Raw genomic sequence first — 25,589 nt, forward strand, 5'->3', positions numbered from 1 at the left:
CAGGGAGGTTTTCATGTTCGATGCTCGCAAGGCGACGCCGCTTCCCGCACGCTGGTGTTGCGCGCTGCTGGCGCTGCCGCTGGGCTGCGCCGCCGCCGATGGCTACACCTTCGATCCCGCGCTGCTGCGCGGCAGCGTGCTGAGCAACAGCGCCCTGAGTCAATTCAACCAACAGGACGCCGTCGCCCCCGGCAGCTATCAGATCGATCTGTACCTCAACGGCCAGTTTCTTGAGCGCGATCAAATTCGTTTCGTGCGCGATGGCAAGCAGGTACTGCCCTGTTTCGATCGCGCGCAGCTGACGCGCTTCGGGCTGAAAAATCCGCCGGCGGCCGCCGAAGCAGAATGCCTGCTGCCCGGTCGGGATCTCAAGGACATCGCGGTGAACGCGGACATTTCGCGGCTGCGGCTGGATCTGAGCATTCCGCAGGCGCTGTTGAACGGCCAGCCGCGCGGCAGCGTCAATCCCGCCAGCCTGGACAGCGGCGAATCGATGGCCTTCGTCAATTACAACCTCAACCAGTACCACGTCAGTTATCGACAGGGGCAAACCCGCGATCTCGACTCGACCTACGCCAACCTGAACGGCGGGTTCAACCTCGGGCTATGGCGCTACCGCCAGCAGTCCAGCTACCGCTACGATCGGGAGTTCGGCGGCCACCTGGACACCAGCCGCCGCTACGTCCAGCGCGCAATTTTGCCCTGGCGCAGCGAAATGCTGTTGGGCGAAGGCTTTACCGACGGGCACTTCTTCTCCGGCCTGGGATTTCGCGGTATTCAGCTCAGTTCGGACGACCGCATGCTGCCGGATTCGCAGCGCGGCTATGCGCCGGTGGTACGCGGCGTGGCGAAAAGCAACGCGCGCGTGACGGTGCTGCAGGGCAAAAGCACGCTGTATGAAACCACCGTCGCGCCGGGGCCGTTCGCCATCAACGATCTGTACGCCACCAACTACGCCGGCGATCTCACCGTGGTGGTGACGGAAGCCGACGGCAGCGTCAGTACCTTCACCGTGCCGTTCGCCGCGGTGCCGGAATCCATCCGCCCCGGCCAGTCGCGCTACTCCGCCATCGTCGGCCGTTCCCGCTACGTCGGCGACAACGATCTGTTCAGCGAAGTGACCTGGCAGCACGGTCTGACCAACGCCCTGACCTTCAACGTCGGCAACCAGCTGGCGGACGGCTATCAGGCGATGATGCTGGGCGGCGTGTACAGCAGCGAACTGGGCGCCTTCGGCATGGACACCACCTATTCCCACGCCAGCCTGCCGGACGGCGGCGCCTCAGGCTGGATGCTGCATCTCTCTTACAGCCGAACCTTCAGCCCGACGGACACCACCTTATCCATCGCCGGCTACCGTTACTCCACCGAAGGCTTCCGCGATCTCAGCGACGTGCTCGGCGTGCGGCGCGCCGCCGTCACCGGCCAACGCTGGCAGTCCGACTCCTACCGCCAGCGTTCGCGTTTCGAGGTGGCCGTCAATCAGGGCATGGGCGCGTTCGGCAGCTTGACGATGTCCGGCTCGACCCAGGACTACCGCGATCAGCGCGGCCGCGACAATCAGCTCCAGCTGGGCTGGGGGAAAACCTTCGGCAACGGCGTGGCACTTAACCTCTCCGTCACCCGCACCCGCAGCCTGGGCTACAGCAACGGCGACTATCGCGGCTACGGGCCGTTGGATAACGTCTACAGCGCGCCGCTGGCGCAGAACACGCAAACCGTCACCGCCCTGTCGCTCAGCTTCCCGCTCGGGCGTTCGTCATCCGCCCCCAGCGTCTCGCTGCTGGCCAACCACAGCCAGGGTCAGGGCGGCAACTATCAGGCTGCGCTGTCGGGCAGCGTCGGCGACGAACAGCCGGTCAGCTACGGCCTGAACTTCACCACCGACGACGATCGCCAACAAAGCATCTGGGGCGGCAACCTGCAAACCCGCCTGCCTTACGCCAACGTCACCGGCTCGTTCTCCACCGCGCGCCAGTATCGACAAGGCTCACTGTCGCTGCAGGGCGCGGTGGTGGCGCACCGCGGCGGCGTGACATTAGGGCCGTATGTCGGTGACACCTTCGCCCTGATAGAGGCGCCCGGCGCCAACGGCGCGCAGGTGATGGGCGGCCAAGGCGCGCGCGTCGATCGCTTCGGCTATGCGCTGGCGCCGGCGCTGGTGCCCTATCACTACAACACCGTCGCGCTGAACCCCGAGGGCATGAATGATAAAGCGGAACTGGAGGACGGCCAGCAACGCGTCGCCCCGTACGCCGGCGCCACGGTGCGCCTGCGCTTCAACACCGTGCGCGGCCAGGCGCTGCTGATTACCGCACAGCGTCCCGACAACGCGCCGATCCCGATGGGCGCCAACGTGTTGGACAACGCGGGCAACAGCGTAGGCATGGTTGGCCAGGCCAATCAGGTGTATCTGCGCAGCGACCGGAATGCCGGCACGCTGATGCTGAACTGGGGCGACGCGCCCGGCCAGCAGTGCACGCTGCACTATCGCCTGCCCCCCGCGGAAGACAGCCCGATTCAGCGGCTCAGCGCTCCGTGCCGCTAACCCGTTTAACTTATCTCAGGAGAGACGATGAAACGCATTTCTTATCTGGTCGCCGCCCCGGCGCTGTTCGCCCTGTCGCTGTTCGGCGCGCCCGCGGCGCTGGCGCAATGCACGCGCGTCGCCCCCTGGATCGACTCCGGCTGCGATCCTTGCGGGGTGGGCACGGCGCTGGGTCGGGTCAACCTGACCAGCACCTATCTGCAGCCCGTCGGCACGCCGCTGGGCACCAGCGTGTTCGATCTGACCTCTGGCACCCGCTATCCCGACCCAAACAAGGTGCTGTATGAATGCGATGCCGGCGATGTTGGGCAAATTTATGAAGTCTTCGCCACCAACGGCGACGATCGCGTCGGCGGCTATTACGATCTGGGCGCCAGGGACGGCAACCCCAACTATTACGCCACCTACTTCCCTTACGTCGGCATTCGTTTGACCCATCTGGATTCCGGCAAGGTTTTTACCCGTTACTGGCAGTCGGCGCCGATTACCCGCTACGCCACCGTCGGCAGCAAAATTCAGATCCGGGTGAAAGATTTCAGCGCCATCCGTGCCGACCTGATCCGCATCAGTTCGCTGCCGGGCGCGGGCGCCAGCAACTACTGTGGCTACAGCGCCGGCAACCCGCTGGTGGGTATGGCCTCGACCACCGGCAATTCGAACTATACCTGCACGCAGCCGAACGGCTATGTCACCTTTCAGGGGCCCGGCATCGCCTCGGATCCTATCGGCAGCGACTCCGCCACCAACTACGCCACCTGGGGCACTGGGCGCTGGAACGCGATGGGCATGGGCACCGCACCGATCTCCTCCTTGACCTATACCGCCACCTGCGTGGCGCGCAACGTCACGCCGCTGGTGATCCTGCCGACCCTCTCCGTCAGCCAGTTGACCGCCGGGCAAACCTCACAGGCGCAGTTCACCCTCAATATCGAATGCGACAACGCCGCCGTGTCCGGCGTCAGCAGCAACAATACCGCCCTCGGCCTGCAGGTGCCGTATGAAAGCTATGTCGCGGCGCAGCGGCTCGGGTTGGTCAGCGCCAACGGCGGCGTAAGTTACCTGCTCTCCAGCGGCTACGGCACCGACAGCAGCGTCGCCACCGGCGTGGGCATCGCGCTCGCCAACGCTGGCAACGGCGCGCCGATGAACTTTGTCGGCTGGGCGCGCTGCAGCGCCGGGCAATGCCCGCAGGGCAGCGACGCAGGCTGGTATCCGGTGCTCAACGGCGCCAGCGGCGGCGGCAGCACCGCAGCGGGGTTTACCCACTACACCACCCAGCTCACCGCCACGCTCGCCCGGCTGCCCGGGCAAACCGTCACCGCCGGCAAGGTGGATGCCAGGGCCTACGTCTGGGTTAAGGTGCAATGATGAGAAAGAAATACCTGATTATGGGATGCGCCCTGCTGCTGGCGCTGGCCTCCATCGGCGCGCAGGCGGGCATCATCGCCTCCGCCACGCGGGTGATCTTTCACGAGGGCGAGACGGAAAAAACCCTGATGCTGCTCAACACCAACGGTTACCCGATCGTGGCGCAAACCTGGGTCGATAACGGTGACGTCAACGCCGCCCCCGAACTGTCTCGCGCGCCGTTTGTCGCCCTGCCCAGCGTATTCGCGCTGCAGCCTTCGGCGCTGAAAGGGCTGCGGATCCTGTTTGCCGGCGCGAACCTGCCCGCCGACAGAGAGTCGGTGTTCTGGCTTAACCTGTATGAGATCCCGCCCACCCGGCCGGCCACGCCGCCGCTGGCGTCGCGCGTAACGCTGGCGATGAACACCCAGATGAAAATCTTCTACCGGCCCAGGGCGCTGAAGGGAAAAGCCGAAAACGCGGCCGAGGCCGTCTCATTCACGCTGCAAAAATCGCCGGACGGTTATCTGCTGCGCTGTCAAAACCGATCGGCGTTTTATCTCTCGTTCGCGCGCATCGCCGTGCACGCCGACAGGCGCGATTACCCGGTGCGGCAAGAAAGCGACATGATGACCGCGCCATTCAGCTCGCGGGATTATCACCTCGACGGCGTTTCGGCATCCGAGTTCCCTTCTCGGGCCACCGTTCAGGCCACCCTCATCAACGACCAGGGCCAGCAGATCGTCAAGCCATACACAGCAAACCCATAACGATAAAAAGCAGCGCATTTTTTTAAGTACAGGAAATAGGGAAAATGAGTCTAAGCAGATTCCAGCTACAGTTTCATCTGGAGAAACAGGCCAACAACATCAGGCAGTCAGCGGCGTTTCACACCGCTATCGTCAAACACGGGGAATTATTGAGAGAGACCTACAAGAAGCATCCGCTGTTTTACAAAATCATTTTCAGGAACAGCCGGTTCATCATCTGCTCCACCATCCTGTCCATTTATTACCACCAGCCCGCCGCCGCGCTGAAAGACATCAAAGCCTTTTTCAAAGGGAAGAATATGATCAGCGAGAACTCCCTGGATTCCTTTCTGTTCTTTTTACGGGTCGGGCGCCGGCTGGAGGTCAAACCCTGCGAGCATGACAAACGCCAGTTGCGCTATAAGCCTACGCCGCACGCGCTGGCGGAAACTCAGGCGCTGATCGCCTCAATGGCGCGGCCTTATCAGGCGCTGGCGCCACAGATGCCCATCGCGGCGCTGCTGACGGCGCCCGACTTTCTCCCCGCCTTTTTCGCCGCCTACGGGCAACTGATGCTCAAGGAGATCTACCTGATCGATCTGGTGCCACAGTCCGGGCTGTTTATCAGCAAGGACGCCGGCCACATGGTGCTGCTGATGCTGCATATCGAAAGCATCCGACAGGACTCCCCGTTTCTGCTGCTTTCCTCGGCGAAAATCGCCAAGTCCTGCTCCGTTTCACGCGCGCACGTGAATCGCATTCTGCATACGGCGGAAAAATCCGGCCTGCTGACCACCACCAATAACGTGGTGATCGAACTCAACAGTTCGTTTTTCATCATGGCGGAGCGCTATTTCAGCCTCTATTTCGCGATGGTCGAATTCGGACTTGAACACGTTTGGCAAACGCAACAATCCGCCACGCACTCCTGAGCCCTTTACCGCGCCCGCAATACCCGATCGATCAATCCCCAGGCCGCCGCTTCGTCGGCGGTCATAAAGCGATCGCGATCCAACACCCGCTCCACTTCCTCTTCGTTCAGGCCGCAATGTTGGGCATACAGCCGGATCACCCGGTCTTTGGTGCGTTTCATTTCCTCTGCCTGGATCAGAATGTCGGACGCCTGCCCCTGAAAGCCACCCAGCGGTTGGTGCACATGCAGGCTGGCGTTGGGCAGCGCCATGCGGTGCCCCGGTTCACCGGCCATCAGCAGGAACGACCCCATCGAGCGCGCGGTGCCCATGCACAGCGTATGCACCGGGGCGCGGATATACTGCATGGTGTCGTAAATCGCCAGCCCGCTGGTGATCGCCCCGCCCGGCGAGTTGATGTACAGGTGGACCGGTTTTTCCGGGTTTTCCGCTTCCAGAAACAGCAGCTGGGCGCACAGCATTTCGGCCACGTCATCGTTGACTTCGCCGTTGAGGAACACGATCCGATCGCGCAGCAGGCGCGAGTAAATGTCAAAGGAACGTTCTCCCCGGCTGGTCTGCTCCACCACCATCGGGACGAGCATCATCTTCTCACGCATCGGTGAACTCCTGGGTTGGCAACAAAGAGAAAGGTGTTTAACGCGTCAGGCGGCGCGCATTACCGTCGTCGGGCCATCGTTGGCGGCGTCGAGCTGATGGATCACCCGCAGCAGGCTGCCGCCGCCGGCGTCCGGCACGATCTGCAGGGTGACGACGCTTTCGAGAAACGGCGGTTGGTCGTCGCGCAGGCGATAGCTCACCACTTCGCCCGGCGTGGCGGCCAACGGTTCTGCCTGCGCCAGATCTCCCGTCGGCAGCCACTGCTCGCGCAATTCGGGCACGCTGAGCGCTCGCCACACTTTTTCCGGCGGCGCATCAAGCGAATATTCCAACACCAGCCGTTCCTGCGGCGGCGACTCGGCCTGTTTGTTCATTGATCCATGTCCTTCAGCAAGGTTTGCAGCGCGTCGATGCGCGCCGGCCAGTAAGCACGGTACTTCGCCAGCCACTGCGCGATCTGCGCCAGCCCCTCCGGGTCGACCTGGTAATTGACGAAGCGCCCCTGTTTCGCCTCGCGCACCAGTCCGGCATTGCGCAGCACCGCCAGGTGTTGCGACATCGCCGACTGGCTGATGGTCAGCCCTTCGCGCAGCGCGCTGGCGTTCATGCTGCCGGCGGCGAGTTTGTCGAAGATGCAGCGGCGGGTCGGATCGGCCAACGCCTTGAAGATGTCATTTTCGTTCATACAAACACATTAGTATTCACTTATGTATTATGCAACCGAGCAAGGCATTTTTTGCTGCAAAAGAAACTCCGCACCGCAGCGCGGAGTGAATGGACGAGGCATGATCGCGCTTATGAACGGATCGGGATCACCAGCACGTCGATATTCAACTGGTTGATGGCGTTGCGGGTGGAAGAAAACAGATTGCTCCACAGATCGTGGTGATGGCCGAACACCAGCAGATCGATGTCTTTATCCACGATCGCCGTGCGCAGTTCGTCAACGAAGCCGCCGCGCCCGATAATCACTTCCGCGATCGGGTAATTGACGTTTTGCGTGGTGGGTTCCAGCTCTTTGCGGATCTTCTCTTCGAACGGCACGCCGTCGTCGCTGCGCTCAGAAAAGCCGATCGCCGCGTGGTAGGTGTCGTAATGAACGTCCACATAGATCAGCGAGAGTTTGGCCTTCAGCGCTTCCGCCAGCAGCGCCCCCTTTTCGACCAGCCGTTTGCCGTCATCGCTCAGATCGGTGGCGATGACAATATGGTGGTAACACATAGCGCCTCCTGTCATGGACTCGGTAGAGCCGAGGCTCCGATATCACGCCGGGGTCATATCGTTATGGTTAATTTTAGTTCAGAAATGGCACTCGTGGCGGGAGGTGATGCGGTGGGAAAGCCCCGTTGCCGGGGCTGAAGGCAGAAATTACTTCTCGCGCTGCGCCTCAAACCAGACGTTGCACAACGACAGGATCAGCGTGTTGGCGTCTTTCACCAGCACGTTGTCGCCGGGCACCCCTTCGGTGCCTTGATCGGTGATGCCTTTGATAGCGATATCGGCATGCTGAATGGCCACGCGCTCGACCGACGGCGTGCTGATGCCCAGCATCGGGAAATCGATGTAGGAACTGCTGCCGGCGTTGTCCTCGACAAACTCCTGCGCCTCTACGGTGCTGACGGTAGCCCCCTCGCTTTTCAGCGCCGTGCCGTTCCAGCTGAACGCATCCGCTTTATAGCTGATCTTGCCGCCGATCAGGCTCTGCGCCTGCTGCTGATCCCAGCAGCCGGTGGTTTGGGTCGGCACGATTTTGCTGACGCGCCAGTTGCCCAGCAGCTGTTTAGGGATCGGCCCGGTATCGCTCTCCGCCGCCCGAACCTGAGTCGCCGAGACGCAGGCCAACACCACCAGCGGCAGCAGCGCCTTGCTCCAAGTGTTCAATCGCATTGTCTTTTCCTTCGTTTCAGTACCCAGTCTGCCCTCGCGGGCCAGCGGCTATCATAATAAGCCCGCCGATTCGCCGTCAAAGCAATCCGCATCGCGCCGGGCGGCGGCTACTCATAGCCAATCGCTATTAGTCATAGTGAATCAGTATTTTGTTTTAGCTCAGCGATTACCTACAGTCACTGCCACTATTCTGCCCGCCTAAATTAGCAGGCAATGTTGACAAGGACCCTGGGGAAATGACATTTACGCTGAAAAACCTCACGCTGGCGCTGGCCGCCGCCGGCACGCTGTTGCTGACCGCCTGCGGCCCGACCGCACAGGACGATCACCACATCAAGGTCGGCATCAGCGCCGGCATCGATCAGTCGCTGTGGGCGGTGGTGCAGAAAGTGGCCAAGCAGAAATACGATCTGGACGTGGAGGTGGTGACCTTCAACGATTACGTGCTGCCGAACGAAGCGCTGAACAACGGCGATCTGGACGTCAACGCCTTCCAACACAAGCCGTATCTGGACAAACAGATGCAGGAGCGCGGCTACAAGCTGGCGGCAGTAGGCAACACCTTCGTCTACCCGATCGCCGGCTATTCGAAGAAAATCACCGCGCTCAGCCAACTACCGGACGGCGCGCAGGTGGCAGTGCCGAACGATCCGACCAACCTGGGCCGCTCGCTGCTGCTGTTGCAAAAACAGGGGCTGATTACGCTGAAAGACGGCGTCGGCCTGCTGCCGACCGCGCTGGACATCGTCAGCAACCCGAAAAAGCTGAAAATCGTCGAGATTGAAGCGCCGCAGCTGCCGCGCGCGCTGGACGACCAGCAGGTGACGCTGGCGATCATCAACACCAACTATTCCAGCCAGATCGGTCTGTCGCCGGCGAAGGACGGGCTGTTTGTCGAGGACAAAAACTCGCCTTACGTCAACATCTTCGCCAGCCGCATCGACAACAAAGACAGCGAGAAAGTGAAGGATCTGGTCAAGGCCTATCAGACCGATGAAGTGGCGGCCAGCGCCGCCGAAATCTACAAGGGCGACGCCGTCAAAGGCTGGTAACGCCGCGCGTAGGGCCCGTGGCGCCTGGCCACGGGCGATGACAGCCTCAGCCGCGCTGGATGGAAACGCCGCCGTCCACCAGCATTGCGGTGCCGGTGACGAACGAGGAAGCGTCAGACGCCAAATACAGCGCCGCCTGCGCGATCTCCTCCGGCATCGCCAACCGCTTCAGCGCGTGCAGCTGGGCCACCTGCGCCAATGCTTCCGGGGTATTGCTCATCTGCCGCCCCATCGCCGTGTCGGTGCCCCCCGGCAGCAGCGCGTTCACCCGAATGCCGTGTCCGCCAAACTCCACCGCCAGCGCCTGCGTCAGGCCGATCAGCCCCGATTTGCTGGCCGCATAGGCCGCCGTACCGGGAAACGCCGCGGTGTGGCCGACGAACGTGGAGGTGAAGATCACCGAGCCCGCGCCGCGCGCCTGCATGGCGGGGATTTGATATTTGGCGCTGTAGTAAGCGCTGGACAGGTTGGTTTCCAGCACGTCGCGCCATTCTGACGCGCTGAGCGCCAGCGACGGCCCCAGCGGCCCCAACGTGCCGGCGTTGTTGAAGGCGATATCCAGCCCGCCGAATTCATCGACGGCCGTCGCCGTCAACCGTTCGGCGAAGGCTTCGTCGCGCACGTCACCGGCTACCGCCAACGCCCGGCCGCCCTCGCGCCGAATGTCCCCCACCAGTTCAGCCAGTAGCCGCTCGCGCCGGGCGCCCAGCACCAGCGTCGCCCCCTGCCGGGCGAACAACAGCGCCGCCGCCCGCCCGATCCCCGAACTGGCGCCGCCAATCACCGCCACCTTACCGTTCAATGCGTTCATCTCTTATCCTCACACCGTAAAAGAGCCTCAGTGTGAGGCAAGATCCCGCGCCGCGCTGGCCGCAAGCGGACATGCAATTGGCGCCATGAAAAAGGCGCTGCAAGCAGCGCCCCGGCAACGCGGATCCGACGGCGAACTCACGGTTTGGCCGCGTATTTCTCCTGATTGGCCGGCGTCACCAACTCGAACGGGATCCAGTAATACGGCTCAAGCTTTTCGCCGTTGATCATGCGCTGCGCCACATCGACCGACGCCTTGCCCTGGCCGACCGCATCCTGGAACACCGTGACCTGCATCTTGCCGGAGGCCAGCGCCTTGAGGCCGTCGGGCGTGGCGTCGATGCCGCCGATCAGCACGTTCTTGTCCGCTTTGCCGGCCTGCTGCAGCGCCATGATCGCGCCGATCGCCATCTCGTCATTGTTGGCGGCGACGATGTCGATCGTTTCGCCGTTGGTCAGCCAGTTCATCATCAGGTCCATACCTTCACTGCGTGAATAGTTGGCGCTCTGTTTCTGCACCACCTTCATCTTCGGGTATTTGGCCACCACCTGCTCCACGTCTTTGGTGCGCTGCAGCGCGCCGGCGTCGGTCAGGTTGCCGATCATCACCGCCACATTGCCCTGATAGTTAGCCAGCCGCGCCAGTTCTTCCATCTGCAGCGTGCCGGACTCCCGCTCGTCGGAGCCGACGAACACCACCCCCTGCGGCAGCCTGGCGTCGCCCGGCGTGCGGTTCACGTATACCAGCGGCACGCCGGCGGCCTGCACCATTTTGGTCATCACCGGCGTGCTGGCCGAGTTGACCGGATCGACGATAATCGCGTCCACCCCGGCGCTGATAAAGCTCTGCACCTGATCGGTCTGGCGGCCGACGTCGCCGCGCGCGTCCTCAAACTGCACTGTAATGCCGCGCGCTTTGGCCTCCTTGTCGATCGCCTGGCGGATAATGGTGAGGAAGTTCTGGTCGAAATAGGCCATCGATACGCCGATGGTTTGCGCCCATGCCGGCGCGGAAGCGCACAGCGCCGCCGCCAGCCACAGCCCTTTCAGAAAGTTCATGATGTGTCCCCCCGGGTAAAAAAACGCCGCCGGCCAACCTTGGCGCCGGCGGCAATTCACGGCAATCAGTGTTTTTTGCAGTTGCGACGCATGTCGATCGACACGGCGGCGACGATAATCACGCCTTTGATGATGTCCTGAATGTAAGAATCGACGCCGATAAAGGTGAAGCCGCTTTTGATAAGGCCGAGGATCACCGCGCCGATCAGCGTGCCGGTAATGCGCCCGACGCCGCCCATCAGGCTGCTGCCGCCGATCACCGCCGCGGCGATGGCGTCCAGCTCATAGGACATGCCCATGCTCGACTGGCCGCTGCTGACGCGCGCCGCCAGCACCACGCCCGCCAGCCCCGCCAACCCGCCGGCGATGGTGTAAACCGTCACCAGGTACTTATTGACGTTGATGCCGGAAACCCGCGCCGAGGTCATGTTGCCGCCGATGGCGTAGATGTATTTGCCGTAGCGGGTATGCTTCAGCGCGATGTGGAAGATCACCGCGATCACCAGGAAGATGATCACCGGCATCGCGCCCTGGCCGATCGCCGTGAAGCCATCCGACAGGAAGCTGACCGGGTTGCCCTTGGTGTAGTACTGCGCCAGACCGCGCGCCGATACCATCATCCCCAGCGTGGCGATGAACGGCGGAATGCCGGTGCGGGTGATCAGGAAGCCGTTGATAAAGCCGCAGACGATGCCAACCCCGATCCCCGCACCGATCGGGATCGCCGCCGGCAGATCGAGCAGCCCCGGATACATCGGCGAAATGCTGTCCGAGGTCTGCGCCAGGCTGGCCGCCACCACCGCGGTCAACGCAATCAGCGAACCGGATGAGAGATCGATGCCGGTGGTGATGATGACCTGGGTGACGCCCACCGCGATGATGCCGATGATCGCCACCTGCAGCACGATCAGCAGCAGGCGGTTCGGGTTAAGCAGGAACGACTGATCGCGCATGTACCAGCCGAGGATTTCGAAGATCAGCGCAATGCCGAGCATCACGATGAAAATACCGGTGTCTTTCGGCATTTTGCCGCTCAGCCCGGAGAACAGCGATCCCTTGCCCGTTGAATCGGCGGAGAGCGGCTTCTCAATCTTTACGTTACTCATGATGTTCACCCTTCGTTATTCTGAGGCCAGCGCCAGGATCTTTTCCTGGTCCGCGTCGTCTTTGTCCAAAATGCCGGTGATGCGGCCGCCGTGCATCACCATCACCCGATCGCTCATGCCGAGGATCTCCGGCAGCTCCGAAGACACCAGAATGATGGCGACGCCGCGGTTGGCCAGCTCGCTGATCAGGCGGTAGATTTCCGCTTTGGCTCCCACGTCGATGCCGCGCGTCGGTTCGTCGAGGATCAGGATTTTCGGCTGCGCCAGCAGCCAGCGCGCGATCAGCACCTTCTGCTGGTTGCCGCCGCTGAGGTTATTGATGATCTGATCCATGGTCGGCGTTTTGATGTTGAGCTTCTTGATCTGCGCCATGCAGTCTTTGGCCATCTGCACATGGCTGACGAAGCCGTTCTTGCCGATGTATTCCGACAGGTTGACGATGCTCATGTTTTCGACCACCGACAGCACCAGAAACAGGCCGGACTTCTTGCGATCTTCGGTGAGAAACGCCAGCCCGCTCTCGATCGCCTTCGCCGGGGAATCCACCTTCACCGCCTGGCCTTCGATAAAGATCTCGCCGCCGTCCGCCGGGTGCATGCCGAACAGGCTTTCCATCACTTCGCTGCGTCCGGCGCCCACCAGCCCGGCGACGCCGAGGATCTCGCCGCGTTTGACGCTGAACGAGACGTCGTGGAACCAGCCGCTGCGGCGCAACCCGGCCACCCGCAGCACTTCCTCGCCGATGTTGTTGTTGAATTTGGGGAACATCTGCGTCAGCTCACGCCCCACCATCATGGTGATCAGCGACTGTTTGGTCAGATTTTCGGTTTTGTCGCAGGCGATGAAGGTGCCGTCGCGGAAAATGCTCACTTCGTCGGTGATGGCGAAGATTTCGTCCATCTTGTGGCTGATGTAAATGATGCCCTTGCCCTGCTCGCGCAGCTCGCGAATGATGGCGAACAGGTGCACCACTTCACCTTCGGTCAGCGCCGAGGTCGGCTCATCCATGATCAGCACGTCGGCGTTGTAGGATACGGCCTTGGCGATCTCCACCATCTGCTGGCTGGCGATGCTCAGTTCGCCCACCAGCGTTTCCGGCCGCAGTTTGATGTTCAGCCGCGCCAGCAGCTCGCGGGTTTGTTCATTCAGCTGTTCGTGGTTGACGAACCCCAGCCGCGCCGGCTCACGCCCCAGCCAGATGTTTTCCGCCACCGTCATGTAGGGCACCAGGTTCAGCTCCTGGTGAATCATGGAAATGCCCGAATGCAGCGCCTGCAGCGTGTCGCTGAAGGTCACCGGCCGGCCTTTGATTTTGATCGAGCCCTCATCCGGGTGATAGATGCCGATCAGGCATTTCATCAGCGTCGACTTGCCCGCGCCGTTTTCCCCCATCAGCGCGTGCACGCTGCCGGGTTTGATTTTAATCGAGACCTTATCCAGCGCTTTGACGCCGGGGAACTGCTTGCTGATGCCTTCGGCCTCAAGAACATAAGGGTACATACCGCTTACCTCCGCACTGACCCACGTTTTCTGCGGCGGGCGCTCAGGTGGAGCGCCTGCGGCAGGCTTCAAGGCTTATTTTTTGTTTTTATCGGCGAATTGCTGGTAATTGGCCTGGGTGATCAACTGATAAGGGATCAGCACGTTGCTCTCCACCTTCTCGCCTTTCACCAACTGAACGGCGGTTTGCACCGCGCCTTCGCCCTGGCCTTTGGCGTCCTGGAACACGCTCAGCGCCAGATCGCCCTTCTTGATGAACTCCAGCGCGTCCGGCGTGCCGTCAACGCCGGCCACCAGCACGCCGGATTTCTTGGCCTGCTTCAGCGCCAAAATAGCGCCGATGGCCATTTCGTCGTTGTTGGAGGCGATGGCGTCTATCTGCTGGCCGGACAAAATCCAGTCGGTGGTAACGTCCACCGCCTCTTTGCGGAAGAACTTGGCGGTTTGCTTATCGACTATTTTGATGCCGGGATAGTTGGCCGCCACCTCTTCCACGCCGCGGGTGCGGTCGCGCGTGGCTTCACTCGACAGCTCGCCCATCAGGATCATCACGTTGCCCTTGCCGTTCATCAGCTTGGCCAGCGCTTCCATCTGCAGCTTGCCGGCCAGCTTGGAGTCGGAGCCGACGTAGGCCATGCCGGCCGGCAGCGCCACTTCCGGCTTGCGGTTGACGAACACCAGCGGGATCTTGGCCTTCTCGGCCAGCTTAATCATCGGCTTGACGCCCTGGGTATCCACCGGGTTGAGGATGATGGCGTCGACGCCCTGGCTGACGAAGTTTTCGATTTGTTGAATTTGCTGCGCGATGTCGCCCTTGGCGTCTTCGAACTGGCCGCTGACGTTGCCGTCGGCTTTCATTTTGTTTTGCATCGACTGGCGCAGAATAGTGAGGAAGTTGTCATCGAAGTAAGCCATGGAAACGCCGATCTTGATGTCTTTCGCCAACACGCTGGCCGGCAGCATGCACATCAGTACGGAGGCGGCGATCAGTTTCTTCAGCTTCATGTTCGTTACCCTTTAATCGTTAGAATGAAGTGGTCTGTTGATTGACAGCTAATGAAAGATATTTTTTACATTCAAACAACATTACGGTCGGTGTTATCCCTTTGATACGGCGAAATTACCGCGTTATCACCGTATTAAGGCCGTGAACAAAATGGTGATCGATATCTCAAAACAGATTAAAAACAATCAATTGAAATAAACCCCTGGCAGAGCAAGCCGCGTCTTCGCCGCTTTTTTAAATGTTTATTTCATAATTGAGATTATTGAAACTTTTTAACCCAAACAAGCGAAACATGCGTTTTGGAATGGCTTATTAACAAAAACATGACACGGATCTAACAAATGCAGTGAAAGCCATCGGGTAACGCGCCCCGCGCGTGCGCCACGCCGGGCGTCGGCAAAAACTGCGAGCGGGCGCGCAGTTTGCGGTTTCCGCGTTTCCCGACCATCCTTACTCGGCAATAATGGACATATCCCTATCTCAGGAGGACCTGACATGCAGCTCAGCAGTAAGGTGCGGATGAACCGCCTGTTCAATAACGGCAAGTGCCTGGATGTGGCGATCGATCACGGCATCGCCAACGAACCGGATTTCTTAATCGGTCTGGAAGATATCGAACGGGTGATGGGCAACCTGATCGCCGCGCGCCCCGACGCCATTCAGGTCAACTACGGCCAGGCGGAGCTGCTGCAGCGCGCGCCGCAGCGCGAAAAGCCGGCGCTGGTGATGCGCACCGACGTCGGCAACGCCTATAACGCCGCGCGCCACCGTGAGATGTGGGCGGTGTTGCACAACCCGGAAGCGCCGATCCTCGCCGCGCTGCAAATGGACGCCGCCGCGGTGGTGGTCAACCTGTATATGATCCCGGATGAACCCGGCATTTTCCGCCAGTGCGTAGAGAACATCGGCCGCCTGCGCCACGCCTGCGATCGCTACGCCATGCCGCTGATGATCGAACCGCTGGTGATGGCCCCGGCCGGCCAGGGCGCCGCCTACGGGTCGCTCGGCGACGTGGAAAAGATCGTGCCGCTGGTGCGGCTGGCGCGCGAACTGGGCGCCGACATCATCAAGGCCGACCCGACCGAACGGGTGGAAGATTTCCACCGCGTGGTGGAAGCGGCGCGCTGCCCGACGCTGGTGCGCGGCGGCGGCAAGGGGGAGCTGGGCCCGGTGCTGGAGAAATCCGCGGCGCTGATGGCCCAGGGCGCGTCCGGCATGGTCTATGGCCGCAACGTCTATCAACACAGCAATCCGTCGCAGGTGGTGCGCGCCCTGATGGCGATCATCCATCAAGGCGCCAGCGGCCAACAGGCGCTGGAGATCTACCACCAGCAGTGACCCGCTTTTGTAACTAAAATAACCCCTTCGCGACCCGGCAGCATGCTATAACCTGCTGCCGGTAACTGCAGCTTGCCTCATTCCTCGCTAGAATACGCCGTGATATCGCCATTCGGAGAACCGCCATGCCAAAACAACGGGTGCCGCTCAAGCTGAGCACCTCCATCACGCTGATGGTGTCCGCCATCATCGCTTCGGTGCTGCTGGTGGTGTTCGCGCTGTTTTTCGTGCAGATGAGCCGCGAAGGGCAAGATCAGCTGCAGCAAAAAGCCATCGCTATCGCCAACACGCTGGCGCTCTCGAGCACCGTGATAGACGGCCTGCAGCGACGCGATCAAAGCGGCGCCGTGCAGCGCTTCGCCGAGCAGGTTCGCCATCAAAACGAGCTGCTGTTCGTGGTGGTGGTGGATATGCAGGGCATCCGCTATTCGCATCCCAAACCCTGGCTGATCGGCAAACATTTCATCGGCGAAGATCTGGCGCCGGCGCTGCAGGGCAACGTCAACAGCGCCATCAACCGCGGCACGCTGGCCCCGGCGCTACGGGTGTTCGTGCCGGTGTATGACGAGCAGCGGCGGCAAATCGGCGTGGTGGCGCTCGGCATCGCGCTGGACACCGTGCAGCGGGTGGTGGCGGAAAGCCGCTGGATCATCTATTGGACCATCGCCTTCGCCGCGCTGGTCGGCAGCCTGGGCACTTTTTTCCTGGTCTCCGCGCTCAAACGCATCATGCTGGGTTTCGAGCCTTACGAAATCTCCACCCTGTTCGAGCAGCGCAACGCCATGCTGCAGTCGATTAAAGAAGGCGTGATCGCGGTCGATAATGATTCCCGCATCACCATCGTCAACGACGAGGCCAAGCGCCTGCTGCGCCAGAGCGGCCCGGTGGAAAACCTGCTGCTGGACGCCGCCAGCAAGCATTGGCCGGCGCAGCTGCATCTGGCGGAAGTGCTGGCCAGCGGCAAACCGCTGCGCGATCGACAGATCAGCTTCAACGGCAGCGAACTGCTGACCAATACCGTGCCGGTGATCGTCAATGGCCAGGTGACCGGCGCCATCGCCACCTTCCGCGACAAGACCGAGGTCAGCCGGCTGCTGCAGCGCCTGAGCGGCATGGCGCACTACGCCGATGCCCTACGGGTGCAGTCGCACGAATTTATGAACAAGCTGCACGTGATACTCGGCATGCTGCACATGAAGGCTTATCAGCAGTTGGAAAACTACATCATCAATACCGCCAGCAACTACCAGGAAGAGATCGGCGCACTGCTGCGCAAGATCCACTCGCCGGAAGTGGCGGGCTTCTTCATCGGCAAGATCAGCCGCGCTCACGAAGCCGGCATCGAACTGACCATCGAGGAAACCAGCCTGCTGCCGGAAACCGACGACGCGGAAACCACGCACGTGCTGATCAGCGTGCTCGGTAACCTGATCGAAAACGCCATCGACGCCATCGACGGCGTTGAAGGCCACGAGATCGGCCTGAGCTTCCATCACCACGACGATCAATTACACTGTATCGTCAGCGACGACGGCCCCGGCATCGATCCGGCGATCGCCGCGCACATCTTTGAACACGGATTTTCCACCAAGGGAACGGGACGCGGCATCGGCCTGGCGCTGATCCGCAGCCATCTGGAGAAACTGGGCGGCGGCATCGATGTCGAGTCCGAACCGGGCGAGCTGACCCAATTTTTCGTGCACCTTCCCTATCAGGCCAAGAGCGAAACCCATGATTAACGTACTGATTGTCGACGACGACCCGATGGTGGCGGAGCTGAACAAATATTACCTGAGCCAGATCGGCGGTTTTCACTGCCAGGCGACGGTCGCCACCCTGGGCCAGGCGCGCGCCCTGCTGGCCGACGCCAGCGTCAGCATCGATCTGGTGCTGCTGGATATCTACATGCAGCAGGAGAACGGGCTGGATCTGCTGCCCGGCCTGCGCGAGCTCGGCGAGAAGACCGATGTGATCATCATCTCTTCCGCCAGCGATGTAAACACAGTGCAAAAGGCGCTGCACTACGGCGTGGTGGATTACCTGATCAAGCCGTTCCAGTTCAGCCGCTTCAAAGAGGCGCTCAGCCACTATCGACAACAGTCGCAGCTGCTGGCGCAGCGCGAGTTTTCGCAGGCTGACGTCGACAGTCTGCTGCGCCGCCAGCCCGGCGGCCAGGAGAGCAAAAAGCTGCCGAAGGGCCTGACCAGCATCACCCTGAGCACGGTCTGCGAGTGGATAGAACAGCAGCACGACAGCGAATTCTCCACCGACAACCTGGCCAACGCCATCGGCATTTCGCGGGTGTCCTGCCGCAAATACCTCATCTATCTGGCGGAAAGCGGCATTCTCGGCACCCGCATTCTGTACGGCGCGACGGGCCGCCCGGTTTATCTATATCAGCTGAAGCCGGACGCGATCGCCATGCTGAAAGAGCATTGCCGCCCGGCATAAACGACGCCGGGCGCTGCAAGCGCCCGGACGTTGAAAGCTAGAAGTTGTACATGTAACACCTCGCCTCGCGGTGGGGATCTTTCGAGTGTATCCGCAGGCAGCGCTGCTTTTTCTGCTGTTGCTCCAGGTGTCGCTGCTGCCGCTTGGCGGCTTCTGCGGCCTCGCGCTGCTGTTCGCGTGCAATCGCCTGCTCATTGGCCTGCGTCAGGCTGTCGACATTCCACACCTTGTGGCGCAGCGCGCTGCGTTTTTTCTGGTACTCCTCGGGGACTTTATTGTCCTTCGGCGGCGCCGCGTGGTATTCCAAATCCACCCGCGCCTGCGCAAAGCAGGCGCAACACAGGGCCACGCCGACCAACACTAGCCTTTTCATCGATAAACTCCTGACAAATCCCTGTTCTCATCTTTAGCAATTCAGCGGCCGGCCATTCAGCCAGGCGCGGCAATAAACGCCGACAAACGGTCGATGCGGCCCCGTCAGAGACGTCCTCCGCAGACGCAGCGACAGGCAACGGACGATATCGGCACCCTGCTCACAGGCCGATCGGGCGCTCTGATGCCCCTGTGCGGAAGGTCTCGCCGCTTCCTGCGTTTGCAACCGGATTTCCAACGCTTCCCGCTCCGCACGCAGCAGCGCCAGCTGCATGCGCTCCGCCTGAATCTGTTCAGCCAACCAAATATGCTGCAACAAGCCATCCAGCCGCGCCGGACACCCCGCCGCAGAGGGACTTTCCGTCGAGGCGCCGGGCGAGGAATGGCGATCGATGAACGCCTGACTGCAAAATGAGGCCAGCAGCGCCAGCGCCGCAGCGATTAACGAAGGTAGTTTCAATACACAAGCTCCATGAATAAGCCGACTGGGGCGCGCCGCGAAAAACGACGCAGAGAACCGTTCAACAGCCGTTGAGTGAAGACACCTGAGGCTCCGCGGGATCGGGCGCATGTTGCCCTCCCGTCGCCGGCGCTTTCGCGTTTTCGGCATCGCATTCCGCCAGACGCGCCAGGGTTTCGGCCTCATTCTCCGTGGGCGGGGTCGGCTCAGCCATCTCTTGTCGCAGGCCATGCGCCAGCTCTTTCAATTTCTTCTGAAACAGCACGGGAGAAATTCCCTCGCATTGCCGATCGTAACGGGCCGCATTTGCTTGCAGACTCAACAACGACATTATCAACATGGCGACAATACGCTTTGCCATTGAAAACTCCTGTAAGGATGTCTGGGTATGTTGATATATATTCAACAAGCAGAGATTCATCGTTTAAAGATAAATAACGCATCGGAAAAACAGAGTAGCGAATTAATAATAAACCGTTCCACAATATCTTTGAGATAACGTCTGCCGCCCCGCCGAATAAAGAGCGGCGGTTAGCGCCCCCCTATTTTCGACCAGTCCAGCGTACCGCCGATACCGACCCGGCCTTCATTCAGCACGGCAGCGGCGGATTCGCCGGCGATAATGCGCTGTTTCTGTTCTCGCGTTGCGGGCTGCGGTGTCCCCCAATTCCCCCAGTGAGTGGAGGAGGATGAGGATGAAACAGTGGGGTGAATGGCACTGCATCCGTTTAATACAAGACACAATGCCAGAAGAGAATTACGCCATGTCATACTATTTCCCTTAAAATAACGCTATTGGTAGTGACGGTAAATGAAAAACGAGTTTATTTAGTTTAATAACTTTCGCCGTATGCAATCGCCTGCGACAAAAAGAATACGCAAGTGTTAATCACCCGTTATTTTAATTAACCTGAATCAAACAAATATCGTTCAATAAGACAACGCTAATCGCAGAAATGGGCCAGCAGGCTCAGCGCACTTCCGAGTGCGCTGGGATCTTACTCTTCGCCGTCCGGCTGCCAGGCCAGCAGATCACCAGGCTGGCAGTCGAGAATGCGGCAGATCTTGTCCAGCGTTTCCAGCCTGACTCCCTTGACCTTGCCGTTTTTCAACAGAGACAGGTTTTGCTCGGTGATCCCCACCTGCTCCGCCAGCTCCTTTGAACGCATCTTCCTTTTGGCCAACATGACATCAAGACTTACGATTATTGCCACTCTATTCTCACACGAAAGAAAGCTGTTCTTCATTCAGCCGCAACGCTTCCAGAAATACCCGGCTAAATACCAGGATTGCGCAGCCTACGATCAGCGAGCGCACCGACTCGCTATTGACGCCATAATAAAGGATAAACAGCATTTTTTCATCGGCGGTCAATACCATTACCTGCAGCAGACCGGCTAACGACGGGAACAACACATCTACGATCAGCAAGATGCCAATGATCTGCAACAGCACCATATTGTTACGATGCCACACGTTGCCGCGGAAGAATTGATAAAACAGCCCGGCGCCGCACAGCAGCGCGCTGTAATAGGGCAAATAACCGAGCATGTCGATAACCAGCGTGGCGAACAGCGCCCAGCGTTGCTGCGGGATCGCGTAGGCGAGCAGCTCCGGGTAATATTCCCGGTAAGAGGCGACGATATCGCGATAGGCTACGCCCTGCAGCCAGTCCCGCACGATGATGAACATCTCAACGCCGGTGCTGACGATCAGCATCGCCATAATGAGCAAACACAGACAACGCACATACAGCGGCAGATGGATCCTTGGCGCAGCGCCCATAATTTTCTATCCCTTAATCAACAGCAATAAATTATCGTAAAACGATAATTTATTGCTGTCAATGATCAAGTGGACTGATGAGTCAGGCGGTGGTCGCCAACGCGCGGACAATAAAAAGGCCGGGCTAACCCGACCTTGTTTGACCGCTCGACGCGCTTAGACCAGTTCGATCACATCGAAGTTGGCTTCGCCGCTCAGATCGGCATCGTAATCAACGCCCTGCAGACCGAAGCCGAACAGGCGCAGGAATTCCGCCTTGTAGCCCTGGTAATCGGTCAGTTCGTTGATGTTGCTGTCGTTCAGCTGCTTCCAGATTTCACGGCAGGTTTCCTGCACTTCGTCACGCAGTTCCCAGTCATCCAGGCGCAGACGGTGTTTCTCGTCGGTATCCGGCGCCGCACCGCTGTACAGCTTGGTGGCGAACAGACGCTGGATCTGCTCGATGCAGCCTTCGTGAATGCCCTGCTCCTTCATGATCTTGAACACGATGGAGATATACAGCGGCATCACCGGAATGGCGGAAGAAGCCTGCGTCACCACCGACTTGAGCACCGCAACGTAAGCCGCGCCGCCTTTGGCCTGCAGCTTCTGGTTGATGGCGTGCGCCGCGCGATCCAGATCTTCTTTCGCCTTGCCCAGCGTACCGTGCCAATAGATTGGCCAGGTCAGATCGGTACCGATGTAGGAGTAAGCGACAGACTGCGCGTTATCCGCCAGCACGCCCGCTTCGTCCAGCGCGTCCATCCACAGCTGCCAGTCCTGGCCGCCCATCACCTTCACGGTGTCGGCGATTTCTTGCTCGTTGGCCGGCTCGACCACGGCCTCAACCAGCACGTCTTTGTTGGTGTCCAGCGCGACGGATTTGTACGGCTCGCCGATCGGCTTCAGTGCGGAACGCACCACTTCGCCGGTTTCCGGCATCTTACGCACCGGCGAAGCCAGCGAGTAAACCACCAGGTCAACCTGACCCAGGTCTTTCTTGATCAGATCGATAACGGTCTGACGGCACTCGTTGGAAAATGCGTCACCGTTGATGCTTTTCGCGTACAGGCCTTCTTCTTTAGCTGCCTTGTCGAAACCGGCGGAGTTGTACCAACCGGCGGAACCGGTTTTGCCTTCGCTGCCAGGCTTCTCGAAAAATACGCCGATGGTGGCCGCACCGCTGCCGAAAGCGGCATTGATGCGCGAGGCCAGACCGTAACCGGTGGATGCACCAATGACCAGCACCTTTTTAGGCCCGTTTTTCAGTTCGCCGCGCGACTTAACGTAGGCGATTTGCTCACGGACGTTGGCTTCACAGCCTGCCGGGTGAGCGGTGGTGCAGATAAAACCACGAATTTTAGGTTTGATAATCATAGTAATTTTTTCTTGGTAGCTAAAAACCGAAGGACAATATACCTGATTTTCTCGATATACTTAAGAAAGTGCGAAAACAAGCGCAGTGAACAGACCAGTTTAGTCGAGGGATCAGGGTTGCCCAACTCCGCATCGTGATGCCTCCACGCGCCACGCTTCGCACCCTCAGCGCGTTCAAGCCTTCCCTCTTAAAATCAGCAAAAGTTGATCATGCTTCTGGCGTTGCGTTATGGTGTGGCTGTTTTTCGGTCGAAATCCAGGGAGGAACAAAGAAAAATGGATAATCCACTGTTACTAAAGGAACGTTTAAATACCTACTCGCAAACGATGGCTCGTCAACAAGGACGTATGCTTTTAGAACTCTCAGAGCGCGTTAATAGGGACTTTTTAAAAGATCGGACAGTCGGTAATGCCTTCAGACATGAGATGCACTGCTTTGTGAATGATAAATTGCAAAAATGCCAACAAGTAGGTGAAGCGGCGAATGTTGCAATGAGAGAAATGAAGCAAGAATATCAATCGCTTTCTGAGCAAGAGCGCTTATTGCGAACTGACGCCGTGACACCTTATGCCGTAATGAGAAAGAAAGTCAGTCATGACGCCGTAGTGACCTACGTGTTAGCCGGCGTTGGCTTCCTCTCGGGAATAGCACAAATTTTACTCGGCGTGGGCTTGGATTGGACTGGCGTCGGAGCCATTCCAGGAACGTTACTTTTAATCAATGGCATCAATAATGTCTACGAAAACGGTTATACGCTGTTATTTGGCAAGAATACTATTGGTCCAGGCCGAATGATGTACCGTTCTGCGGCTTCAACGCTAGGCTATTCCCATTCAGCAGCAGACATGGCGTTAGGTGGCGTAGACTTACTGTTATCAGGCTATGGTTTACTAAAACTGTCGCTGAAACCAGAAGCCTGGCGATTATTTCGCTACATCAATACAGACTATATTCGCGGTTGGAGAAACATGGGAAGAACCAGCTTGATGCTTGAAGGTGGCGCAGATGTCTCACCCTTAATTCCATTTAAAAAGGCAGCCAGGAACAGTGATGGAACCAACTTTATATTATATTCTTTCTACTCTCGCTGCCGCGGCCTGTCTGGCCGTGAAATACGGCTTCAGACCGCCTCTGGGTTCCAAGGGTTATGTCGTTCTGGTTACGATATGTTTTTTAATCCTTTGCTGGCAATTTACCCTTTTTGCCAACGGCAACGCGATGTTTATTGCTGACTCTGAAACATGGACCAAAGAAAATTGGCCTCTACGCTACTGTGCGTTGGGGTTTGCTCTTGCACATGCCTTCGCCACTTTCGAATCCTCCAGAAGAAAGAAAAAAGACAAACTTTCCTGAAGTTGTCACCACCAAATGAAACGCCATTTGGTGGTGACAAGGTAGATCCATTACGCCTTGTTCTTTTCCAACTGCTCGATCAGCGTGTAACGCAGCGATGAGGCGTCGGCCGGTACGTTCTCCACCGGGGTGACGCGCACTTTCAGCCGATACTGATAGCCCGGTTCGAAGGTGAAACCCTCGATGCCGGTATAGAACAACTCCCACGGCTGCTGCGCGGAGCGGCGCACCTGCATGCACTTCATCGGGCCGACGCCCACGCAGTCCACCAGCGCGCTGTTGACCAACAACACTTCCGTTTGGCCTTCTTTCGCGTTTGCGGGTTGATTCATCGAGGTTCCTTCCTGGCTGCAGCCGGCCAGCGCGGCCAACGCAACAAATAACAACGCTTTAATTTTCAATGTACTGCACCAATAGTCATCCAGGGGCGCCATGCTAACAAATTAACCGGCTCAAGAGAACGGATAGCGATACGGATCCACACGCCCAAAATATCATTCCTCGGTGCTCTATCAGTCTGGAAAATATCGCAAAATAAACCCCCTGTTCTTATCCGAACCGGTAATTACCCCCGCTATTTTTTCTGTTAAAAACAGCTGGCTTGCGCAAGCTTTACTGAATTTAACTGAATCGATAAAGAGGGAATTTTATGCAAGAGATCGATGCCAAACACTTTCACCTGATCGCCGGCGCCGGTAACTTTGCCGACAACCGCGGCAGCAATGGCCGCGTCAACAACAACGGCGGCAACAAGAACGGGGGCGGGTCATCCAATCAGGGATTCTACGGCAAGCACACCTCGCCGGATTGCGTTAACGGCGTGATCACCGGTTCTCTGGGCGGCCTTGGCGGCCTGGCGGTGGGCGCGCTCAACGGCGGCTGCTTCAAGGAAGGCAGCAAAGGCGGCGGCAACGTCGGTATGGGGAAAGGCGGCAACAAAAACAGCGGCAGCAACTGCAATAGTAATAAAGGCGGCAATACCTGTTCGCGCTAAGCGGTTTTAATTAATCAAAGCCCCGGCTGAGCCTCTCCGTTCGGTCGGTGCTTTCCGTATTTTTGGTGATAACCATGTTTAAACTGTTTCGTACCTTATGCCTGCTGCTCGGCTTCTGGATCGCCACCCTGCTGCTCAGCGGCGCGGGGGTCTCCTTTACCCACGGCTACGCCGCGCCTAAAAATCTGTCGCATTTCGTCGTCTCGCTGGTGGTGGTCGGCGCCATCCTGCTGTGGACCCATAAATTGCTGCGGTTCTTTTTTGCCGAGAAATTTGAGAAGAAACCGCGTTAAACCGTGTTCTTATTGGGAGCGCTGCCCGCAACGATAAAACCGGCATCGCGAATCGCCGCCTTAACCTGCCTGGCGTCCATCACGGCCGTTTTCACATAGCCAAAAAAGGCCACCCGTGCGCTGGGCAAACGGATTGGCGTCGCCAGTTGGACCATCAGATCACGATTGCGCTGCGCCATCAGCTCGGCGCGCGCATGCCAAAACGCGGTGGCGTCGGCGCGTGTTTCAGTGGCGGAGTCGAACCGAGAGGCCAACTCGCTGAGCGCCTCCCACTCCGCCAACAGGGCGGCGATCACTTCAGGATTAGCCACCTGCTCCCAGTCAGAGGGTAAGGCCCCCTCACGCCACGCCTCGAGATAGCCGGGCAACATCATCTTTAATTGACTCAGTTGCTCGTTCACTGCGGGTTACCTTTTATAGCGCCTGATGCCGGGATATTTCCCATAATGACACTCTCGTTAAACCGTTGATGGGAGCAATGGTCGAAGCTTATCAGCGCCATAGATGACGTAATGACTTTTGGTGCGGCCAAATTAGCGATAGGTGCGGTTGGGGAGTGAGACGGGAGCTCGGGCTGATGGCTGTGACGC

29 protein-coding genes are annotated in these 25,589 nt (G+C 59.3%); 11 read left to right on the forward strand and 18 right to left on the reverse strand.

What is annotated here, in order from left to right:
• Positions 1–13: 13 nt before the first annotated feature.
• The 4 genes from ACJ8J1_RS09490 to ACJ8J1_RS09505 are packed head-to-tail and all read left to right on the forward strand — an operon-like array spanning position 14 to position 5,576.
• Positions 14–2,548 carry a fimbria/pilus outer membrane usher protein gene (locus tag ACJ8J1_RS09490; RefSeq protein WP_033642745.1) on the forward strand — a complete coding sequence of 845 codons (2,535 nt, stop codon included), beginning with the start codon at positions 14–16 and terminating at the stop codon, positions 2,546–2,548.
• 27 nt (positions 2,549–2,575) lie between these two features.
• Positions 2,576–3,916 (forward strand): fimbrial protein, encoded by a 1,341-nt coding sequence (locus tag ACJ8J1_RS09495; protein WP_033642744.1) that lies wholly within the window; start codon positions 2,576–2,578, stop codon positions 3,914–3,916.
• Positions 3,916–4,665, forward strand: coding sequence for a fimbrial biogenesis chaperone (locus tag ACJ8J1_RS09500; protein ID WP_033642743.1), 750 nt, complete (start codon positions 3,916–3,918; stop codon positions 4,663–4,665). Before ACJ8J1_RS09495 ends, ACJ8J1_RS09500 begins: the two co-directional genes overlap by 1 nt.
• A gap of 44 nt (positions 4,666–4,709) precedes the next feature.
• Positions 4,710–5,576, forward strand: a complete 867-nt coding sequence (locus ACJ8J1_RS09505) for a hypothetical protein (protein WP_033642742.1) — start codon at positions 4,710–4,712, stop codon at positions 5,574–5,576.
• A gap of 5 nt (positions 5,577–5,581) precedes the next feature.
• On the opposite strand, the gene ACJ8J1_RS09510 is transcribed toward ACJ8J1_RS09505, so the two are convergent.
• The 5 genes from ACJ8J1_RS09510 to ACJ8J1_RS09530 all read right to left on the reverse strand — a co-directional run bounded on the left by ACJ8J1_RS09510 (position 5,582) and on the right by ACJ8J1_RS09530 (position 8,063).
• On the reverse strand, positions 5,582–6,175 hold the full coding sequence (locus ACJ8J1_RS09510; RefSeq protein ID WP_033642740.1) for an ATP-dependent Clp protease proteolytic subunit: 594 nt from the start codon (positions 6,173–6,175) through the stop codon (positions 5,582–5,584).
• 45 nt (positions 6,176–6,220) lie between these two features.
• Positions 6,221–6,550: an SRPBCC family protein gene (locus ACJ8J1_RS09515; protein ID WP_033642738.1), complete on the reverse strand. Its 330-nt coding sequence runs from the start codon at positions 6,548–6,550 to the stop codon at positions 6,221–6,223.
• Positions 6,547–6,861: an ArsR/SmtB family transcription factor gene (locus ACJ8J1_RS09520; protein WP_033642736.1), complete on the reverse strand. Its 315-nt coding sequence runs from the start codon at positions 6,859–6,861 to the stop codon at positions 6,547–6,549. Before ACJ8J1_RS09520 ends, ACJ8J1_RS09515 begins: the two co-directional genes overlap by 4 nt.
• A 110-nt stretch (positions 6,862–6,971) precedes the next feature.
• Positions 6,972–7,397 (reverse strand): universal stress protein, encoded by a 426-nt coding sequence (locus ACJ8J1_RS09525; protein WP_033642735.1) that lies wholly within the window; start codon positions 7,395–7,397, stop codon positions 6,972–6,974.
• A 147-nt stretch (positions 7,398–7,544) separates the two neighbouring features.
• A complete protein-coding gene (locus tag ACJ8J1_RS09530; protein ID WP_033642734.1) occupies positions 7,545–8,063 on the reverse strand; it encodes a hypothetical protein in 519 nt (172 codons plus the stop codon).
• Positions 8,064–8,299: 236 nt separating this feature from the next.
• Here ACJ8J1_RS09530 and metQ point away from each other — a divergent pair, with 236 nt between their 5' ends.
• A complete protein-coding gene (gene metQ / locus ACJ8J1_RS09535; RefSeq protein WP_015377546.1) occupies positions 8,300–9,115 on the forward strand; it encodes a methionine ABC transporter substrate-binding lipoprotein MetQ in 816 nt (271 codons plus the stop codon).
• Between the two features lie 46 nt (positions 9,116–9,161).
• Here the strand turns inward: metQ and ACJ8J1_RS09540 are convergent, their stop codons facing one another.
• From ACJ8J1_RS09540 to ACJ8J1_RS09560, 5 genes are all read right to left on the reverse strand, one after another.
• The gene (locus ACJ8J1_RS09540; protein WP_033642733.1) at positions 9,162–9,926 is read right to left on the reverse strand and encodes an SDR family oxidoreductase; all 765 of its coding nucleotides are present in this window, start codon (positions 9,924–9,926) and stop codon (positions 9,162–9,164) included.
• 137 nt (positions 9,927–10,063) lie between these two features.
• The gene (locus ACJ8J1_RS09545; protein WP_033642732.1) at positions 10,064–10,984 is read right to left on the reverse strand and encodes a sugar ABC transporter substrate-binding protein; all 921 of its coding nucleotides are present in this window, start codon (positions 10,982–10,984) and stop codon (positions 10,064–10,066) included.
• Between the two features lie 65 nt (positions 10,985–11,049).
• Positions 11,050–12,090, reverse strand: a complete 1,041-nt coding sequence (locus ACJ8J1_RS09550; RefSeq protein WP_033644254.1) for an ABC transporter permease — start codon at positions 12,088–12,090, stop codon at positions 11,050–11,052.
• A 15-nt stretch (positions 12,091–12,105) separates the two neighbouring features.
• Complete coding sequence (locus ACJ8J1_RS09555; protein ID WP_033642731.1) at positions 12,106–13,590, reverse strand: sugar ABC transporter ATP-binding protein; 1,485 nt, start codon at positions 13,588–13,590, stop codon at positions 12,106–12,108.
• Positions 13,591–13,665: 75 nt separating this feature from the next.
• Positions 13,666–14,595 carry a sugar ABC transporter substrate-binding protein gene (locus ACJ8J1_RS09560; RefSeq protein ID WP_033642730.1) on the reverse strand — a complete coding sequence of 310 codons (930 nt, stop codon included), beginning with the start codon at positions 14,593–14,595 and terminating at the stop codon, positions 13,666–13,668.
• 496 nt (positions 14,596–15,091) lie between these two features.
• Between ACJ8J1_RS09560 and ACJ8J1_RS09565 the strand changes: the two genes are divergently transcribed.
• From ACJ8J1_RS09565 to dcuR, 3 genes are all read left to right on the forward strand, one after another.
• Entirely contained in the window at positions 15,092–15,934 is an 843-nt protein-coding gene (locus tag ACJ8J1_RS09565) for a class I fructose-bisphosphate aldolase (RefSeq protein ID WP_033642729.1), read from the forward strand.
• 125 nt (positions 15,935–16,059) lie between these two features.
• A complete protein-coding gene (locus ACJ8J1_RS09570) occupies positions 16,060–17,673 on the forward strand; it encodes a sensor histidine kinase (protein WP_033642728.1) in 1,614 nt (537 codons plus the stop codon).
• The gene (gene dcuR, locus ACJ8J1_RS09575) at positions 17,666–18,385 is read left to right on the forward strand and encodes a two-component system response regulator DcuR (RefSeq protein WP_033642727.1); all 720 of its coding nucleotides are present in this window, start codon (positions 17,666–17,668) and stop codon (positions 18,383–18,385) included. The genes ACJ8J1_RS09570 and dcuR overlap by 8 nt, the downstream gene beginning before the upstream one ends.
• Before the next feature lie 37 nt (positions 18,386–18,422).
• Here dcuR and ACJ8J1_RS09580 read toward each other — a convergent pair whose 3' ends face one another.
• From ACJ8J1_RS09580 to fabV, 6 genes are all read right to left on the reverse strand, one after another.
• Entirely contained in the window at positions 18,423–18,758 is a 336-nt protein-coding gene (locus ACJ8J1_RS09580) for a hypothetical protein (protein ID WP_033642725.1), read from the reverse strand.
• Between the two features lie 33 nt (positions 18,759–18,791).
• Positions 18,792–19,217: a hypothetical protein gene (locus tag ACJ8J1_RS09585; RefSeq protein ID WP_050440156.1), complete on the reverse strand. Its 426-nt coding sequence runs from the start codon at positions 19,215–19,217 to the stop codon at positions 18,792–18,794.
• A gap of 61 nt (positions 19,218–19,278) precedes the next feature.
• On the reverse strand, positions 19,279–19,578 hold the full coding sequence (locus ACJ8J1_RS09590) for a hypothetical protein (protein WP_033642724.1): 300 nt from the start codon (positions 19,576–19,578) through the stop codon (positions 19,279–19,281).
• Between the two features lie 637 nt (positions 19,579–20,215).
• Entirely contained in the window at positions 20,216–20,431 is a 216-nt protein-coding gene (locus ACJ8J1_RS09595; protein ID WP_025302459.1) for a helix-turn-helix domain-containing protein, read from the reverse strand.
• Between the two features lie 7 nt (positions 20,432–20,438).
• Entirely contained in the window at positions 20,439–21,002 is a 564-nt protein-coding gene (locus tag ACJ8J1_RS09600; RefSeq protein WP_033642723.1) for a DUF2975 domain-containing protein, read from the reverse strand.
• Between the two features lie 156 nt (positions 21,003–21,158).
• A complete protein-coding gene (gene fabV / locus ACJ8J1_RS09605) occupies positions 21,159–22,358 on the reverse strand; it encodes an enoyl-ACP reductase FabV (protein ID WP_033642722.1) in 1,200 nt (399 codons plus the stop codon).
• Between the two features lie 276 nt (positions 22,359–22,634).
• On the opposite strand from fabV, the gene ACJ8J1_RS09610 reads away from it, so the two are divergent.
• Positions 22,635–23,591 (forward strand): DUF4225 domain-containing protein, encoded by a 957-nt coding sequence (locus ACJ8J1_RS09610; RefSeq protein WP_181006764.1) that lies wholly within the window; start codon positions 22,635–22,637, stop codon positions 23,589–23,591.
• 171 nt (positions 23,592–23,762) lie between these two features.
• Here ACJ8J1_RS09610 and ACJ8J1_RS09615 read toward each other — a convergent pair whose 3' ends face one another.
• Entirely contained in the window at positions 23,763–24,113 is a 351-nt protein-coding gene (locus tag ACJ8J1_RS09615) for a DUF4377 domain-containing protein (protein ID WP_033642720.1), read from the reverse strand.
• A 248-nt stretch (positions 24,114–24,361) separates the two neighbouring features.
• Here ACJ8J1_RS09615 and ACJ8J1_RS09620 point away from each other — a divergent pair, with 248 nt between their 5' ends.
• Positions 24,362–24,706, forward strand: a complete 345-nt coding sequence (locus ACJ8J1_RS09620) for a hypothetical protein (RefSeq protein WP_033642719.1) — start codon at positions 24,362–24,364, stop codon at positions 24,704–24,706.
• Between the two features lie 74 nt (positions 24,707–24,780).
• Complete coding sequence (locus tag ACJ8J1_RS09625; RefSeq protein WP_004940942.1) at positions 24,781–24,999, forward strand: hypothetical protein; 219 nt, start codon at positions 24,781–24,783, stop codon at positions 24,997–24,999.
• Here the strand turns inward: ACJ8J1_RS09625 and ACJ8J1_RS09630 are convergent.
• Positions 24,996–25,400 carry a hypothetical protein gene (locus ACJ8J1_RS09630; protein ID WP_033642718.1) on the reverse strand — a complete coding sequence of 135 codons (405 nt, stop codon included), beginning with the start codon at positions 25,398–25,400 and terminating at the stop codon, positions 24,996–24,998. The genes ACJ8J1_RS09625 and ACJ8J1_RS09630 overlap by 4 nt on opposite strands.
• Positions 25,401–25,589 lie beyond the last annotated feature (189 nt).

This window comes from Serratia sp. CY37869 (assembly GCF_052168895.1).
GTDB lineage: Bacteria > Pseudomonadota > Gammaproteobacteria > Enterobacterales > Enterobacteriaceae > Serratia > Serratia ureilytica.

Bases quoted from the DNA above. Each gene is read 5' to 3' on its own strand.
- ACJ8J1_RS09540 (WP_033642733.1), bottom strand. From the start codon at position 9,926: ATGAACGCATTGAACGGTAAGGTGGCGGTGATTGGCGGCGCCAGTTCG.
- ACJ8J1_RS09530 (WP_033642734.1), bottom strand. From the start codon at position 8,063: ATGCGATTGAACACTTGGAGCAAGGCGCTGCTGCCGCTGGTGGTGTTG.
- fabV (WP_033642722.1), bottom strand. From the start codon at position 22,358: ATGATTATCAAACCTAAAATTCGTGGTTTTATCTGCACCACCGCTCAC.
- ACJ8J1_RS09500 (WP_033642743.1), top strand. From the start codon at position 3,916: ATGAGAAAGAAATACCTGATTATGGGATGCGCCCTGCTGCTGGCGCTG.
- ACJ8J1_RS09600 (WP_033642723.1), bottom strand. From the start codon at position 21,002: ATGGGCGCTGCGCCAAGGATCCATCTGCCGCTGTATGTGCGTTGTCTG.
- metQ (WP_015377546.1), top strand. From the start codon at position 8,300: ATGACATTTACGCTGAAAAACCTCACGCTGGCGCTGGCCGCCGCCGGC.
- ACJ8J1_RS09565 (WP_033642729.1), top strand. From the start codon at position 15,092: ATGCAGCTCAGCAGTAAGGTGCGGATGAACCGCCTGTTCAATAACGGC.
- ACJ8J1_RS09560 (WP_033642730.1), bottom strand. From the start codon at position 14,595: ATGAAGCTGAAGAAACTGATCGCCGCCTCCGTACTGATGTGCATGCTG.
- ACJ8J1_RS09505 (WP_033642742.1), top strand. From the start codon at position 4,710: ATGAGTCTAAGCAGATTCCAGCTACAGTTTCATCTGGAGAAACAGGCC.
- ACJ8J1_RS09515 (WP_033642738.1), bottom strand. From the start codon at position 6,550: ATGAACAAACAGGCCGAGTCGCCGCCGCAGGAACGGCTGGTGTTGGAA.
- ACJ8J1_RS09510 (WP_033642740.1), bottom strand. From the start codon at position 6,175: ATGCGTGAGAAGATGATGCTCGTCCCGATGGTGGTGGAGCAGACCAGC.
- ACJ8J1_RS09580 (WP_033642725.1), bottom strand. From the start codon at position 18,758: ATGAAAAGGCTAGTGTTGGTCGGCGTGGCCCTGTGTTGCGCCTGCTTT.
- ACJ8J1_RS09550 (WP_033644254.1), bottom strand. From the start codon at position 12,090: ATGAGTAACGTAAAGATTGAGAAGCCGCTCTCCGCCGATTCAACGGGC.
- ACJ8J1_RS09495 (WP_033642744.1), top strand. From the start codon at position 2,576: ATGAAACGCATTTCTTATCTGGTCGCCGCCCCGGCGCTGTTCGCCCTG.
- ACJ8J1_RS09520 (WP_033642736.1), bottom strand. From the start codon at position 6,861: ATGAACGAAAATGACATCTTCAAGGCGTTGGCCGATCCGACCCGCCGC.
- ACJ8J1_RS09570 (WP_033642728.1), top strand. From the start codon at position 16,060: ATGCCAAAACAACGGGTGCCGCTCAAGCTGAGCACCTCCATCACGCTG.
- ACJ8J1_RS09545 (WP_033642732.1), bottom strand. From the start codon at position 10,984: ATGAACTTTCTGAAAGGGCTGTGGCTGGCGGCGGCGCTGTGCGCTTCC.
- ACJ8J1_RS09490 (WP_033642745.1), top strand. From the start codon at position 14: ATGTTCGATGCTCGCAAGGCGACGCCGCTTCCCGCACGCTGGTGTTGC.
- ACJ8J1_RS09525 (WP_033642735.1), bottom strand. From the start codon at position 7,397: ATGTGTTACCACCATATTGTCATCGCCACCGATCTGAGCGATGACGGC.
- ACJ8J1_RS09590 (WP_033642724.1), bottom strand. From the start codon at position 19,578: ATGGCAAAGCGTATTGTCGCCATGTTGATAATGTCGTTGTTGAGTCTG.
- ACJ8J1_RS09610 (WP_181006764.1), top strand. From the start codon at position 22,635: ATGGATAATCCACTGTTACTAAAGGAACGTTTAAATACCTACTCGCAA.
- dcuR (WP_033642727.1), top strand. From the start codon at position 17,666: ATGATTAACGTACTGATTGTCGACGACGACCCGATGGTGGCGGAGCTG.
- ACJ8J1_RS09620 (WP_033642719.1), top strand. From the start codon at position 24,362: ATGCAAGAGATCGATGCCAAACACTTTCACCTGATCGCCGGCGCCGGT.
- ACJ8J1_RS09555 (WP_033642731.1), bottom strand. From the start codon at position 13,590: ATGTACCCTTATGTTCTTGAGGCCGAAGGCATCAGCAAGCAGTTCCCC.
- ACJ8J1_RS09625 (WP_004940942.1), top strand. From the start codon at position 24,781: ATGTTTAAACTGTTTCGTACCTTATGCCTGCTGCTCGGCTTCTGGATC.